15 protein-coding genes and 1 riboswitch are annotated in these 14220 nt (G+C 31.9%); of the genes, 1 reads left to right on the plus strand and 14 read right to left on the minus strand.

The genetic code is table 11. The features are described from left to right. Positions 1-89: 89 nt before the first annotated feature. The 5 genes from ACREWB_RS16605 to ACREWB_RS16625 form a co-directional block, all read right to left on the minus strand. Complete coding sequence (locus ACREWB_RS16605) at positions 90-1769, minus strand: glycoside hydrolase family 13 protein (RefSeq protein WP_431548578.1); 1680 nt, start codon at positions 1767-1769, stop codon at positions 90-92. A gap of 15 nt (positions 1770-1784) precedes the next feature. Continuing rightward, positions 1785-2612 carry a carbohydrate ABC transporter permease gene (locus ACREWB_RS16610; protein ID WP_431548579.1) on the minus strand — a complete coding sequence of 276 codons (828 nt, stop codon included), beginning with the start codon at positions 2610-2612 and terminating at the stop codon, positions 1785-1787. Next, positions 2612-3460, minus strand: coding sequence for a carbohydrate ABC transporter permease (locus ACREWB_RS16615; RefSeq protein WP_431548846.1), 849 nt, complete (start codon positions 3458-3460; stop codon positions 2612-2614). The genes ACREWB_RS16610 and ACREWB_RS16615 overlap by 1 nt, the downstream gene beginning before the upstream one ends. 96 nt (positions 3461-3556) lie before the next feature. Next, a complete protein-coding gene (locus ACREWB_RS16620; RefSeq protein ID WP_431548580.1) occupies positions 3557-4798 on the minus strand; it encodes an ABC transporter substrate-binding protein in 1242 nt (413 codons plus the stop codon). Between the two features lie 103 nt (positions 4799-4901). Next, positions 4902-5918 (minus strand): LacI family DNA-binding transcriptional regulator, encoded by a 1017-nt coding sequence (locus ACREWB_RS16625; protein ID WP_431548581.1) that lies wholly within the window; start codon positions 5916-5918, stop codon positions 4902-4904. A gap of 163 nt (positions 5919-6081) precedes the next feature. On the opposite strand from ACREWB_RS16625, the gene ACREWB_RS16630 reads away from it, so the two are divergent. After that, entirely contained in the window at positions 6082-6330 is a 249-nt protein-coding gene (locus ACREWB_RS16630; RefSeq protein WP_431548582.1) for a hypothetical protein, read from the plus strand. A 67-nt stretch (positions 6331-6397) separates the two neighbouring features. On the opposite strand, the gene ACREWB_RS16635 is transcribed toward ACREWB_RS16630, so the two are convergent. The 9 genes from ACREWB_RS16635 to ACREWB_RS16675 all read right to left on the minus strand — a co-directional run bounded on the left by ACREWB_RS16635 (position 6398) and on the right by ACREWB_RS16675 (position 13786). After that, positions 6398-7816, minus strand: coding sequence for a sodium:solute symporter family protein (locus ACREWB_RS16635; protein WP_431548583.1), 1419 nt, complete (start codon positions 7814-7816; stop codon positions 6398-6400). Positions 7817-8001: 185 nt separating this feature from the next. Next, positions 8002-8592 carry an alpha-ribazole phosphatase gene (gene cobC / locus ACREWB_RS16640; RefSeq protein WP_431548584.1) on the minus strand — a complete coding sequence of 197 codons (591 nt, stop codon included), beginning with the start codon at positions 8590-8592 and terminating at the stop codon, positions 8002-8004. After that, positions 8589-9335 (minus strand): adenosylcobinamide-GDP ribazoletransferase, encoded by a 747-nt coding sequence (gene cobS / locus ACREWB_RS16645; protein ID WP_431548585.1) that lies wholly within the window; start codon positions 9333-9335, stop codon positions 8589-8591. Before cobS ends, cobC begins: the two co-directional genes overlap by 4 nt. Positions 9336-9342: 7 nt before the next feature. Then, the gene (cobU, locus tag ACREWB_RS16650) at positions 9343-9903 is read right to left on the minus strand and encodes a bifunctional adenosylcobinamide kinase/adenosylcobinamide-phosphate guanylyltransferase (RefSeq protein ID WP_431548586.1); all 561 of its coding nucleotides are present in this window, start codon (positions 9901-9903) and stop codon (positions 9343-9345) included. Between the two features lie 12 nt (positions 9904-9915). Continuing rightward, complete coding sequence (locus ACREWB_RS16655; RefSeq protein ID WP_431548847.1) at positions 9916-10062, minus strand: nicotinate-nucleotide--dimethylbenzimidazole phosphoribosyltransferase; 147 nt, start codon at positions 10060-10062, stop codon at positions 9916-9918. Next, the gene (locus ACREWB_RS16660; RefSeq protein WP_431548587.1) at positions 10002-10268 is read right to left on the minus strand and encodes a nicotinate-nucleotide--dimethylbenzimidazole phosphoribosyltransferase; all 267 of its coding nucleotides are present in this window, start codon (positions 10266-10268) and stop codon (positions 10002-10004) included. The genes ACREWB_RS16655 and ACREWB_RS16660 overlap by 61 nt, the downstream gene beginning before the upstream one ends. Positions 10269-10277: 9 nt before the next feature. Next, positions 10278-11375, minus strand: coding sequence for a pyridoxal phosphate-dependent aminotransferase (locus ACREWB_RS16665; RefSeq protein ID WP_431548588.1), 1098 nt, complete (start codon positions 11373-11375; stop codon positions 10278-10280). A gap of 9 nt (positions 11376-11384) precedes the next feature. Next, a complete protein-coding gene (cbiB, locus tag ACREWB_RS16670) occupies positions 11385-12323 on the minus strand; it encodes an adenosylcobinamide-phosphate synthase CbiB (RefSeq protein WP_431548589.1) in 939 nt (312 codons plus the stop codon). Beyond that, positions 12320-13786, minus strand: a complete 1467-nt coding sequence (locus ACREWB_RS16675) for a cobyric acid synthase (RefSeq protein WP_431548590.1) — start codon at positions 13784-13786, stop codon at positions 12320-12322. The genes cbiB and ACREWB_RS16675 overlap by 4 nt, the downstream gene beginning before the upstream one ends. A gap of 144 nt (positions 13787-13930) precedes the next feature. Further along, a riboswitch (cobalamin riboswitch) is annotated at positions 13931-14109 on the minus strand. Positions 14110-14220: the final 111 nt, after the last annotated feature.

The following is a 14220-nucleotide window of genomic DNA, read 5'->3' on the forward strand; positions in this document are numbered from 1 at the left end:
AGTTTTTCTATTCTAAAAGGGCTGTATCAAAATGATTTACTAATCATTTTGATACAGCCCTTAAAAACATAATATTTTTTTAAACTAAATTACTTCAATAAATAAACTCTTGCTTCATAGGGTCTAAGATTAATTTTATCTATTGACTCAGATTCTACTATATAATTTGAAATTAAAAGTTCCTTATGGTCATATTTTATGTTAATTGGAAGAGAAAATCCAGCCGTATTCTCATGAAAATTACATATTACTAAAAGAATCTCATCCGCTAACTTTCTTATATATGCGTAAATATCCTTGTTATCCTTTAATATTAAGGCATATTCTCCATGTACTATTATTTCATTATTTTTTCTTAACGCAATTAGTTTTTTGTAGTAATTCAAAATAGAATTTTCATCTTGTAATTGAACCATCACATTTATATGTTCATAATTTGGATTTACCTTTATCCAAGGTGTACCCTCAGTAAACCCTGCATTTTTTTTATCATTCCATTGGAAAGGGGTTCTTGCGTTATCTCTTCCTCTTTTATAAATACAATCCATAACTTCGTCATGAGCTTTTTTACCACTTTCAGTAAGTTCTTTATAAGCATTTAAAGATTCAATGTCTTTATAGTCATTAATACTATCAAATTTAACATTAGTCATACCTATTTCTTCCCCTTGGTAAACATAAGGGGTTCCTTTCAACATATGAAGATAAGTTGCTAACATTTTTGCAGATTGAGTTCTATATTCAGTATCATTTCCAAAACGTGAAACCATTCTAGGTTGGTCATGATTATTTAAATATAGACTATTCCACCCTTTACCTTCAAGTTCAACTTGCCATTTGGACATGATTTTCTTAAATTCACTAAGGTCAAAAGTTGTAGTTCCCCACTTTCCGTCTGGTCCATCTCCTATATCCATATGTTCAAATTGAAACACCATATTCAATTCATTTCTCTCTGTTCCTACATACTCAATAGCCTCTGCAGGAGTTACCCCTGGTGTCTCTCCAACTGTAATGGTGTCATACTTACTCAATACTTCTCTATTCATTTCCTTTAAATAATCATGAACCGCTGGATGGTTTTTTGTGAATTCACTTGGATCGGCAAGCACATTACTTCCGATTGCGATAGCATCAGGATAATTTTGATCCTTTCCAATCATATTGATGACATCCATACGAAAACCATCAATACCTTTATCTAACCACCATTCCATCATCCCAAAGATTTCACTTCTTAGAGTTTCATTTTCCCAGTTTAAATCCGGTTGTTTTTTTGAAAAAGAGTGCATGTAATACATTTGTGTTTGCTTATCAAATTCCCAGGCAGAACCACCAAAACATCCACCCCAATTGTTTGGAGGCAAACCATCTTTTCCATCTTTCCAAATATAATAATCTCTATATTTATTTCTTTTACATTTTCTGCTTTCTATAAACCACTTATGTTCATCGGAACTGTGATTAACAACAAGATCCATCATTATCTTGATTTTTCTATTATGCGATTCTTGCAGCAATATATCAAAATCCTCCATAGTTCCAAATTCTTTCATTATGCCCTTATAATTGCTTATATCGTAGCCATTATCATCGTTTGGAGACTCAAAAACAGGTGATAGCCATATTACATCAATTCCAAGCTCCACAAGATAATCAAGTTTCTGAATTATTCCTCTTATGTCTCCGATGCCGTCTCCGTCACTATCTTTAAAGCTCCTTGGATAAATCTGATAAACTACACTTTCTTTCCACCAATTTTTATTCATGAAATCTCCTTCTTCCTATTGTTTTATTGCTCCGCTTGTAACTCCACTTATGATGAATTTTTGAGCAAATATATACACTATTACTATTGGTGCTAATGCTAACAAATATGATGCAAAAGCTAAATTATAGTTTGTACTAAATTGTCCTTGAAATACATATTGTACTAGAGGTAAAGTTGCCTGCTCAGGCTTACTTAATATAATAAGTGGAAGTAAGAAGTCATTCCAACATGCTAAAAATTGTAATATTCCTACAGTCGCGTTTATTGGTTTTAATAGTGGAAATATTATACGGAAAAATATTTGCCAAGTGGAAGCCCCATCTAATGTAGCCGCTTCTTCAAGTGATTTAGGAAGTGTTTTTAAATATCCTACATATAAGAAAATATTAAAGGGCAGTCCATACACAATATATAATATTATAATTCCTGGTACATTATCTAGACCAAATGAACTGACTTGTTTTACCAGCGGTAACATTATAATTTGAAAAGGTACAAACATAGCGCTTAAAAAATAGTAGTAAATCGCGTTAAAAAACTTAACTTCTCTATTTCTAGCTATTGCATAAGCAACCATTGAATTTGAGATTATAATAAATGACACAGAAATTAAGGTTATTACTGCGCTGTTCCTAAATGCATAAAAGAAATTTGTTATTTTAATTGCTTCTGTAAAGTTTTCAAAATGAAGAGTTGTAGGGAATGAAAGCACAGATTTAATCATGTCCTCAGGAGACTTTAATGCAGTGCTTATTAAAATATATAATGGAAACAATATAAATAATCCTGCTAGTATCATCATTATTATAGTCAGAACTAAGCTAAACTTTTTTTTCTTCATTACAATTCAACCTCCCTTTTGGTAAGTACTTTCATTTGAAAAAGTGAGATCGTTACAATTACAATAAAGTAAATTACAGCATTTGCAGATTGATATGAAAAATTACTTCCGGAGAACCCGAAATGGAAAATTACATAAGCAATTGATTGTGTAGCATTACCAGGTCCTCCCCCAGTCAATGCCACTATTTGATCAAATACCATTAAAGAATTTTTCAAACTCAGCACCATATTAATTGTAAAAAAAGGAGCTATCAAAGGAAAGGTTATTTTCATAAATGTTTGCCATTTATTGGCACCATCAATATTGCTTGCTTCGTAAATGTCTTGGTCTATAGTTTGAAGTCCTGATATATATATTATTGTACTAAAGGCAATAGCCTGCCACGATGCCACAAACACTATGCCCATCCAAGCAAGCTTAGGGTTTCCCAATATATTCGAACTTAATATGTCAATATTAAGAAAAGCTCCAAATTGTGGTAATAAATGAGCAAATACGTAATTAAATATGTATCCCACTATTAAAACTCCTAATATATTTGGCAAAAAGAATATTGCTCTTAGAGCATTTTTAAACTTAATAGCTGAATTTAGACCAATGGCTATAGCTAAGCTTACAATGTTAATAATTATCGTACAAATTATTGCAAATTTAAAGGTAAAACCATATGAATTTCTAATAGTGTCATCCTTAAATACATTTATAAAGTTTTGAAAACCTATGAAATTCCAATCACTATACCCGTTCCAATCAGTAAAGCTATAAAAGATACCTTTTATAAATGGTAGTGTGTGAAAAGTAAAAAATAAAATAACTGCTGGAATTGTCATCATATAAAATACCATACGTTTGTTTTTTTTCAAATTATTCACGCTCCTTATAACTTTGATAATTATGTATAGAGAAATAAGTTTGACTTATTTCTCTATACATAACTACATTTATTTTTTATTGTTCTTATCATATTCTGTATCAAGTTGTTTTAGGAACGCTACTTTATCTTTATTTGTAAGGAAGCCCTGTAGAATTGATGCTGCATCTAAACCAGTTGGATAATAATGGTCAGGGAAACTTCCAATTTCACCATCTTCAAAGCTCTTTGATAAATCTGTAACACTTTCATCCTTTTGAACTACATCCTTAACAGCTGAAAATGCAAATTGATCCGTTATATATTTTTGTGCATTTTCCTTTTGCAACATAAACTCAATGAACTTTTTAGCTTCTACAGGATGTTTAGAACTTTTTGTTATCGCTAATAATACATCTACACCTGAAGTAATCTTATTCTTTGAGACGTCATTTGTTGATGGAAATGGGAACATCCCAAGTTTCATATTTGGGTTTGCTTTTTTTATATCTGCAATAGCCCAATTGCCTTGAAGATACATTGCTGATTTACCTTGAGCAAAAGCTAAATTACCATCGCTGTATCCCATTCCATATATGTCCTTTTGACCATACTTAATAATTTCAAGCATTTTATCTGCTACTTCTGAATGAGTATCTACAAAAGTAGTTTTGTCTGCTTTTCTATCATTACGGAAGGTATCAGGTATTATGTTTCCAGCTAGCGGGTTCCAGAAACACATTGCGGTCCATGCATCTTTAAGTGTGAGATACATTGGAATTTCCCCACTATTTTTTATTTTTTCAGAAAGCGAAATAAATTCATCCCAAGTTTTTGGGATTTCAAGTCCTAGTTCTGTAAATTTTTCTTTGTTATACAAAATACCACTGGCATTTGTTGCGTAAGGTACTCCATATGATTTTTCATCTCCATTTGTTAAAAGGTCTTTCATTTGATCCACATAAGCCATCTGTATGTTATCCATAAAACTTTCTGAGCTAAGATCTAATAAAATCCCATTAGTTGCAAGTTCACCATATAAATTGTCTCCACCCATACTTAACACATCAGGCATATCATTTTTAGTAAGTCTTGTTTTTAAAACTGTTGCTGAATCTGGTGGAACGTTAAGAACGATCTTAATGTTAGGATTTTTAGTTTGGAAGTCAACAACCATCTTTTCATATATTGCCTTATTTTCTGCTTTACTGGAAAATACCTCAATTTCTACTTTACCATCATCACTAGGTTTATTAGAACATCCTGCTAATAAAGAAGACCCTAGTGCTACAGTAAGCACCATCGATAATATAGCTTTAGATTTTTTGTTCATTTTTATACCCCCTATAATTTTGTTTTTTAATACATGTCTATAAATTAATTATACCATTTATCATAATTTTAGTTAATCGATTACGTAAATAATATAAAAAACATCAAAGTTTTTTAACCGTTTTTCTTTCAATTATTTCAAAAGGCATTATTATGCTCTCACTTTGTTTGCCAGTAGCAATAGTTTTAATTAACATTTCAACTGACTTTTGACCCATGTCATAGGCTGGTTGCGCTATTGTTGTTAAAGGTGGATACGACATTTCTGCTACTTTCGTGTTGTCATAACCTATTATAGATAAATCCTTTGGAATTTCTATACCTTTTTTGTGAGCTATGGACATTGCACCAACTGCAATATCATCACAAGAAGCAAAAATTGCAGTGAATTCACTTTTTTCACTTAGAAGATCTTCCATGGCCTTTTTACCTTCTTCAAAACTGAAACCATTATGTTTTATAAGACTTTCATTAATGGGAATGCTATGTTCCTTTAATGCTTGAATATATCCTTCAAAACGAGGTATCCCTGCAACTGGGTCCTCTTTCTCTCCGCCAAGCATGGCTATTTTAGTATGTCCATATTCTATCAAATAACTAGTAGCCGCATAGGAGGCCTTAAAATCATCCACCTTAATATATGGAATAGGAAACCTCGGTGATAGAGTCGATAGAAGGATGCAAGGTATTTTAGTGTCCACAATATCCTTATCGTACATATCTTTAGGCGATAAACTGCAAACAATAATGCCATCTACCTGCCTTTCAGATAACACATTCAAATAATGAGGAGTCAAAATTGATTTACGACCAGTATTACAAATAAAAACGCTGTAATTATGTTTATGTGCCATATCCTCAATACCACTTAAAATTTCCACGTAAAATGTAGTTTCAACTTTAGGTATTAATACCCCTATAGTGTGGGTAGTTCTAGTCCTCAAAGTCCTGGCAATAGCATTTCGCTTATAACCCATTTCTTCTACAACCTTAGTGACATTTAGTCTTGTTTCCTCAGAATACCCGCCTAAATCATTAAGGATTCTAGAAACAGTAGCTACAGAAACTTTTGCCTGTTCTGCAACGTTTTTAATTGTTGGTTTATTAATTATTTTGTTCATAACTTCTAGCACCCTTTCAGTAAACGATTAACCTAGTTACAATTTACCATATAAAAGTATTTTTGTCTATATATTTTGTGATTAAATTTAATTATTTAATACATAAATAAATTTCAAAACTAATATATTAGTATTAAATTGCAAATGTTATGGAGGCGTTAGTTTGAAAAAAATTTTCATAAAAGAACTTTCAATGGTAATTATAATAATTACAATAAGCATAATAGGAATATTAAAGTTAAATGATACTATTGATTATCAAATAAGATTAACTAATATAAAAAAATTCATAGTAACGCGGGATTACGATGAGGCAGAAAAACGTATTAGAGCTGGTGATTTAAAATTCAAAGATATCAGTATTCTACAAGAAAAGATAAAGGCGGGAAAAGAAGCGCAAAATATGAAGTGAAGGATATTTTCCTAAAAGTTCACAGTAAACTTAGCATAGGTAACATCACTAAGTTTACTGTGATTGTTTAATTTACATTAATCGCATGTTCACCATCTGAATGTGCTGTGAATTTGGATATAACAACCATCATCACAAGTGTTAATGGGAATGCTATATATATTGGCGGCATACCATATGGAGAACCTAATACTGCCCATACCACAGAGCCTATTCCTCCCACCAAAAGACTCCAAAATGCCGCTTCTGAAGTTGAGCCCTTCCAAAACAGTCCAAGCATTGCAGGCCAGAAAATTGCTGCATTAAACTGGTATGCGTACATCATTAGCTTTAATATTTGAGGGATATATAATGCAATTGATAATGATAATATTCCAATAATAATTATAGTAACTTTCCCTGTTTTTATAATTTGCTTATCCGTTATATCTGGCTTTATGTAACCTTTAACAATATCATTACAAAAAACTGTTGTTGCACACATTAGTCCGCTGTCAGCTGTTGACATTATTGCAGCTGTTAAAGCTGATACAATTATGCCGGTAACTCCTGCAGGCAATGCTTTAACAATGAACGTTGTAAATACGAGCTCACTTTCTAATCCAGGATATAGCACCGCTGCTGTCATGCCCAAAAGACATATAAAAAACCCAAATAATGGCCATATTAGAAGGCCTGAAAATGCATATGCTTTACGGACAGTTTTTAAATCTTTGGCTGCAAATATCCTCTGCCATGTGATCATAGAAATTAGGTAAGACGGTACCATAGCAATAAACCACTTGATAACTGTTGCAGTAGGTACACCCCCTACACTAAAGAAACTACGCGGCAAGTTCTGATATAGTGATGAAAACCCACCAACCTTTATAATACCTAAGGGTACTCCAATTATAAATATTCCAAAAACAATTACAGCTACCTGTATAACATCAGTATCTATAACTGAATTAAGCCCCCCCAAAGCTGTATATGCAATAACAACTGACCCCGAAATCCATGCCGCTGTAGTAAGTTCCATGCCGGTAACCGCACTAATTATTGCTGCTCCTCCAACTATTTGTGTTCCCACAAAAGTTACATTTGCAAATATAACCATTATCGAACCTAAAAGGCTTGCTCTCTTATCATACCTGTATCCTAAAAAATGTGCAGAAGAAACAAACTTCATCTTATCCGCAAGAGGTTTAAGCTTTTTAGATAAAACGAATGCTACGATCCATGCTCCTAGTAGTGAGCTAAATACTAACCAACTTGCCCCAAAACCCACACTATAAGCCATCCCCACTGTAGCAATTACATAACCTGCACCTATATCTGTTGACGTAACCGTTCCAAATAATCTAATAAAACCTACATTTCTTCCAGCTACTAAGAATTCTTCTGAGGTCTTCGTCTTATTGGAATAATATACTCCTACTCCCAACATGGCCATAAAATAAAAAATCATTATCATGGTATCAAAAATCATCCACGAGCTATGCATATGCTACCTCCTTTGTATAATAATAAGATTGTAATTTAAATAGAGTTATGCATTTATTATGAATGAATAATCATAATATGTCAATCAAACTATTTTATGGCATTTAGGAGTCGTATTGGAGCTAATCATGGTTTTTTATGCTTCATATTATCAAAAAGTAAAAAAGTAGTATATCTTATTTTCAACTACTTGTTAATTTTTTTAATAATAGTTAAATCCTCTTGAATTTCAAACAATGTAAACATACCAAATTCAAAATTAAATGCCCAATAATCAGATACCTTCATATTAAGCAGTACTATTGATATTATTCTTAAAGTTCCTTGATGACAAACTAGTAAAATTGTTTTATCTTTATATTTTTCAAGTATGTCGCATAGACACTTCTTAACTCTTTTATATAATCCACTAAAACTCTCTCCTTCAGGTATACAGAAGTTCTCCCAGTCTTGAACCCAGCAGTTCCAATCTTCATTATATTTCTCTTCAATATCCTTATAATAAAGTTCTTCCCATTTACCAAAATTAAGTTCCTTAAGATCCTCGTATTTTATAATGCATTCACGTTTTAAATCACCTATTATCTCTGCTGAGTTTAATGCTCTTTCAAGTGAACTTGAAATCACCACATCAAAATTAACATTACATAGTTTATCCCTAAGTTCTTCACATTGTTTTACTCCATTTTGCGTTAGTGGCACATCCGTCCACCCATAATATACTTTATCTTTATTTGATTTGGTTTCTCCATGCCTTGCCATATAAAAGTTGATCATAACAATAAAAACCTTTGAATAATAATAAAGACCACCAGTATAAATATTTCACTTATTTCGTTTGCAGCTCCAAGTATGTCACCTGATATAATACCTAATCTTTTTAATATGTAATTTCTAAAAATAATCATTAGTAAAACATTTAGTCCAATAATTATAAGTGCCATATGACCTAAAATTAAAAAAGATGGTATTACACAAATGAGTAATGTAATCAATATATTTTTTATTGATACTTTACCAACAAAAAGACTTCCAAGCCCACTTTCTCTTTTAGGAGATATATAGGCTAGTACTGCCACCATGGTTTTTGAAATAATTGTTGTTATTAATATTACTTTTACAATATTTTTGTCGAGAACACTGCTAAGTAGTGTAATTCTAAGGATTAAGTCAAACAATATAGCAACAGCACCATTTGTGCCAAGGCGGCTATCCTTCATAATCTCAAGCATTCTTTCTTTTTTTCTAGCAGAATAAATTCCATCACAGGTATCAGCAAGTCCATCTACATGAAGCGCCCCAGTGATAAGCACATTTGCTAAAACAACCATAACTACAGGAAATAAACCAGTAGTTATCTTCGAAAATAACAAATATGTTAATACGTTAACTATAGCAATAACTAAACCAACAATAGGAAAATATACTATCCCCTTTGCAAAATCATCATCTTTTATATCTATCTCCATATTAATTGGTATTCTTGTAAAAAACTGAATCATTAGTATAAATTTCTTCATATCTACCTCACTTAATTTTTATAGGAATACCACATACCGTTAAATAAACCTCATCAGTTCTTAAAGCAATATATTGGTTTATACGTCCTGCAATATCCTTATATATTCTAGATAACTTATTATCAGGAATAATGCCAGATCCCACCTCATTTGTTACAAGTATAACTGTTTGTGTATTTATATCCGCTGTGTCTATAAACTCTTTTATCTCGTTTAAAATACTTTTCTCCATAGCATTAATTTCTTCTGAAGTAAGCTCTTCAACATTTTCACCTATTAAGTCAAATATAAGATTAGCTATCATCACTGTAATGCAATCTAATAAAATGCATTTAAACGAAATCTCTTCCCTAGAGTAGACTTGTTTTAGATTTCTATAGTCTTCATAGGTTTCCCAGCTTTTAGGCCTACTTTCCCTATGTTTTCTAACTCTATCTTTCATTTCATCATCAAAGGGAACGCACGTAGCAATATAAAGTACTTCATCCTCAAATGATTTTGCTAAATTTTCAGCATAGGTGCTTTTTCCACTTCTAGATCCACCTGTAACTAATATTAATTTACCCATATTTATAGCCTCCTATCTTATATCTACAAGATAATCATCTTGCAGCGCAGCCTCTTCAAACGTAGCCATTTGTGGAAGAATCTTTGTTGCAGCCTCAATTATATTAAAAGCAAGTGGACATCCTGTTCCCTCACCACCGGGCTTACACCAGAATCTAATATACCATTATCTGCGCTCATTATTATAATACACTTTTTACTTATGACGCTTCTTTCATTTCCTGAAATACCAGCTATTTGTATAGCTATAGATTCTAATTTACCAAGGCTTCCGATTGGTTTTATAAGTTTATCCAATCCTTCTGAAGTTTTAGCCATTATAGCCTTATCTAATCCTTTTATACCCTGCTTAACTTTATTGTACATTTCATAACCTCACCTTTTTATAATATTTTCTATACACTTAAGCGATTCTAGTAACTTCACATTCAATTCTCTATTTTTTATTGCAAATCTTATATAGCTATTATCTAAGCCTTTAAAATTTGATGCTCTTCTAATAACAATCCCCTGCTCCATACACTTTCTATATAGCAAGTCTTCATTAGTATTCACTAATCTGCATAGCACATAATTACATTCTGTTGGATAAATTCTTTCAATGAAACTTATGCTTTCAAGTTCTCTTGGCAGAAATTTTTTCTCCTCCTGTATCCATTTTTTAGATTTTTCTATATATTCCTTGTCCTCTAATACATATTCGCAAGCAATCTCAGCAAAACAATTTATATTCCAAGGATTTTGCTTGTCTTTTATTTTTCTAAGTAGATCTAAATTTTTACTGATTCCATATCCAAATCTTATTCCAGGCATGCCAAAGAATTTTGTTAAAGCTCTAATGATGAATATGCAATTAAAATCTTTGACCTCTTTTATAAAGCTTAAATTCATACTGCTTGTAAATTCAATAAAAGCCTCATCTATAATTACAATCTTATTACTTTCTTCGCAATATTTTAAAATACTATTAAACCACACTTTATCAATAATATTTCCACTGGGGTTATTGGGGTTTCCTATTATTAAGCCATCAACTTTATCAATTTTTGAATATATATCCGCGTAATCAAAACTCATATCTTCCTTTAAATAAGAATATTCTAGGTCGCATCCCCATTTTCTTGCACTCGTTTCGTAACCTCCAAAGGATGGTACTATAATTAATAACTTCTTTAAGGTGCTAATAGCTAAATCAATAATTTCTGAAGCACCATTCCCAAGTACAAAATTATCAGCTTTAATAAACTCTTTTTCATCTACATAATTACCTAGATTTTTTATTAGTTCTCTGTACTTTATGTCTGGATATCTTGTAACAGAGTTTAAAGCCTCTCCATAGTTATTTATAAATGATTTTGGTACTCCCAGTGGGTTTATATTCGAACTAAAATCTATCAGATTTTTCCCCTTAAATAGGCCTTCAGAGTATATATCTCCACCATGAGTTGGTATAAAACTCTTTTCCTTCATCATTCTTACCCCCTAAGTCACATTTGAAATTATAAAATATATTAAAAGGCAAATTATTTCAGCTAAATACATCAACTTAATTGTATATTTTATATGTTCAATACTAAGTTTTTTTATAGAATCTCCCATTGTAGGCTTTATTACACTCTCTCCAAAATAAGTATTAGTTCCTCCTAGTTGAATTCCAAGGGTTGCCGCAACCGCTGCCTCAGGATAACCACAATTGGGGCTCTTATGATTTTTTCTATCTCTCATCATTATTCTAAAGCTTTGAAAAATATTTCCCTTTACTATAGGTGCTGCTATGCAGATAAGAATACCTGTGATTCTTGCAGGAATATAGTTAAATACATCATCAGTTTTAGCAGGGAAAAATCCTATATATTTATATTTTTTATTCATATAGCCAAGCATAGAATCCATTGTGTTAACTCCTTTATAAAGCATTGCTAGTGGCGCACCGCCAATCATTGCAAATAAAAGAGGAGCAATAACACCATCTGAAGTGTTTTCAGCTATAGTTTCCACATCTGCCCTTATTATTTTTTTTTCGGTTAAACCTTTGGTATCCCTCCCTACTATATAAGAAAGCTTTAGCCTTGCATCCTGTATATTTCCAGCTTTTAATGCCTCATATATTTTCATACCCTCTTTATGTAGGCATCTAGCAGCTAAGGTTGTCCAAATTATAAGTATATTTAATATCTTATGAACCCAAAATAACTCTCTTGTTATATATAATATAAAATATGGAATTAAAAAACTCATGCCCATAACTACAACTACAATTAACCCGCCTGAAAGTTTAAGCATTTTTTCAGATTTGAAGTATTTTCTAAAAGTATTTTCAAGAAACGCTATAAGTTTACCAATATATATAATTGGATGTGGAAACCAATATGGGTCTCCAATTAGAAAATCAAGTAACACCGCCACACCTATATCTATCATAGATTAATAATCTCATATATTTTTTTCATATCTATACTATTACGTACAATGTCAGCTAATTTGTCAATTTCTATTTCTCTAAGATTTTCATAAGTTTTAGCTTGTTTTACTATTAAACCTTTTTCAACCCTCAGCTTATTTAGTATGTTCTGCCTAAAAGGAATACCATCAAATATCCCATGTATATAAGTTCCCATAATATTGCCCTCTTTGTTTATAGCTCCATCTTGATAATTAACCTCTTTTTCATTTTCAGAAACTATGGTAAATAGTGATTCCAATGTTTTACCGTAGGTAGAAACTCCCATATGTATTTCATATCCATATACACTCTCGTTATTAAATATAGCCTGAACTCTAGTGGCTATCTTTTCCTGTACAAATACCGTATCTATATCTAATAGTTTCATTCCTTCTATATTTTTTAAACCTGTCTCCACTTCATCAGGGTCTGAAATAACATTCCCAAGCATCTGATATCCACCGCAAATACCTAGTACGGTGCCACTTTTTCCAAAGCACCTTATATCTTCTTCTAGTCCGCTTTCCCTTAAAACAAGTAAATCTTCGATTGTATTTTTAGTTCCAGGAATTATGAGTAAATCAGGATGCCCAAACTCCTTCCTACTAGTTATAAACCTAACTGAGACATCTTCTTCAATTTTAAGAGCATCAAAATCTGTAAAGTTTGATATATGAGGTAGTTTTATAATTGCAATATCAATTTCCTTTGTAGCTTCTTTATTAAACTCAACCGCTCCATCCTCATCCTCAAGTTGAAGCTCAAAGTTTGGAACCACCCCAAGACAAGGTATACTTATTATATCTTCAATCATCTTAAGTCCAGGCTTTAATATTTCTAAGTCTCCCCTAAATTTATTAATAATTGTCCCCTTAACCCTTTCTCTTTCTTTGGGATCTAGCAAAAGCATAGTTCCTGCTAAGGCTGCAAAAACTCCACCTTTATCAATATCACCCACTAAAACTACAGGAGCGTCTACAAGTTCTGCCAGACCCATGTTAACAATATCTCTATCCCTTAAATTTATTTCTGCTGGGCTACCTGCTCCCTCAATAACAATAATTTCAAATTTCTTTTCAATTTCTTCAAAATCCACTTTTAACATTTCACTAAATTCTAGCTTCATATTATGGTACTCCAAAGCTGAAGAATTACAAAACACCTTTCCCTTTACAATAACTTGACATTTTTTATCAGTGGTTGGCTTTAATAGTATCGGATTCATATAAACCTCTGGTTGTAGTCCAGCTGCATACGCCTGAAGCACTTGAGCTCTTCCCATTTCCTTACCGTCTAATGTTATGTAAGAATTCAGCGACATATTTTGAGATTTATAAGGACATACTGTGAATCCATCTTGTTTAAATATTCTACATAATGCAGTAACTATTATGCTCTTCCCAACGGAAGATGCAGTTCCTTGAACCATTATTTTAGCCATTTAAAATCCTCCTCGATTTATAGAAAAAAGAGTAAATAAAAAAAACACACCTAAAAGGTGTGGAATTATACAATTAACTTTTTCACATATTGAATGACCCAATGTCATTGTTAAATTGTGTATTTTCATCCTCCCTCCGAAGATTAAAACTTTACACGTTAGGCAGGTTTACTGACTTTAGTATCATCTTACTCTCCAACCTTCTCAGTTTCCCAATGGTTTTTGGATTTCATCCTCTATTACAGTAGCGGTGGGCTGTAGTGGTTTTTAACCACTTTCCCTTTTAACCCCATTTACAGGGCACCTAAAGCTAATATTCAATTTATTAATTCAACAAATTATAACATCAAAAAAGTATTAAAGCAATAGACACCAAATTTCAATTCCATCATATTATATTCTAAAGACAAGCCTACAATACAATTTGGAGGTGA

The organism is Clostridium sp., assembly GCF_050717635.1.
GTDB lineage: Bacteria > Bacillota > Clostridia > Clostridiales > Clostridiaceae > Clostridium_AD.

Excerpts from the sequence above, each read along its gene's own strand:
- ACREWB_RS16605 (WP_431548578.1), bottom strand. The coding sequence starts at position 1,769 with ATGAATAAAAATTGGTGGAAAGAAAGTGTAGTTTATCAGATTTATCCA.
- ACREWB_RS16610 (WP_431548579.1), bottom strand. The coding sequence starts at position 2,612 with ATGAAGAAAAAAAAGTTTAGCTTAGTTCTGACTATAATAATGATGATA.
- ACREWB_RS16615 (WP_431548846.1), bottom strand. The coding sequence starts at position 3,460 with ATGGTATTTTATATGATGACAATTCCAGCAGTTATTTTATTTTTTACT.
- ACREWB_RS16620 (WP_431548580.1), bottom strand. The coding sequence starts at position 4,798 with ATGAACAAAAAATCTAAAGCTATATTATCGATGGTGCTTACTGTAGCA.
- ACREWB_RS16625 (WP_431548581.1), bottom strand. The coding sequence starts at position 5,918 with ATGAACAAAATAATTAATAAACCAACAATTAAAAACGTTGCAGAACAG.
- ACREWB_RS16635 (WP_431548583.1), bottom strand. The coding sequence starts at position 7,816 with ATGCATAGCTCGTGGATGATTTTTGATACCATGATAATGATTTTTTAT.
- cobC (WP_431548584.1), bottom strand. The coding sequence starts at position 8,592 with ATGATCAACTTTTATATGGCAAGGCATGGAGAAACCAAATCAAATAAA.
- cobS (WP_431548585.1), bottom strand. The coding sequence starts at position 9,335 with ATGAAGAAATTTATACTAATGATTCAGTTTTTTACAAGAATACCAATT.
- cobU (WP_431548586.1), bottom strand. The coding sequence starts at position 9,903 with ATGGGTAAATTAATATTAGTTACAGGTGGATCTAGAAGTGGAAAAAGC.
- ACREWB_RS16660 (WP_431548587.1), bottom strand. The coding sequence starts at position 10,268 with ATGTACAATAAAGTTAAGCAGGGTATAAAAGGATTAGATAAGGCTATA.
- ACREWB_RS16665 (WP_431548588.1), bottom strand. The coding sequence starts at position 11,375 with ATGATGAAGGAAAAGAGTTTTATACCAACTCATGGTGGAGATATATAC.
- cbiB (WP_431548589.1), bottom strand. The coding sequence starts at position 12,323 with ATGATAGATATAGGTGTGGCGGTGTTACTTGATTTTCTAATTGGAGAC.
- ACREWB_RS16675 (WP_431548590.1), bottom strand. The coding sequence starts at position 13,786 with ATGGCTAAAATAATGGTTCAAGGAACTGCATCTTCCGTTGGGAAGAGC.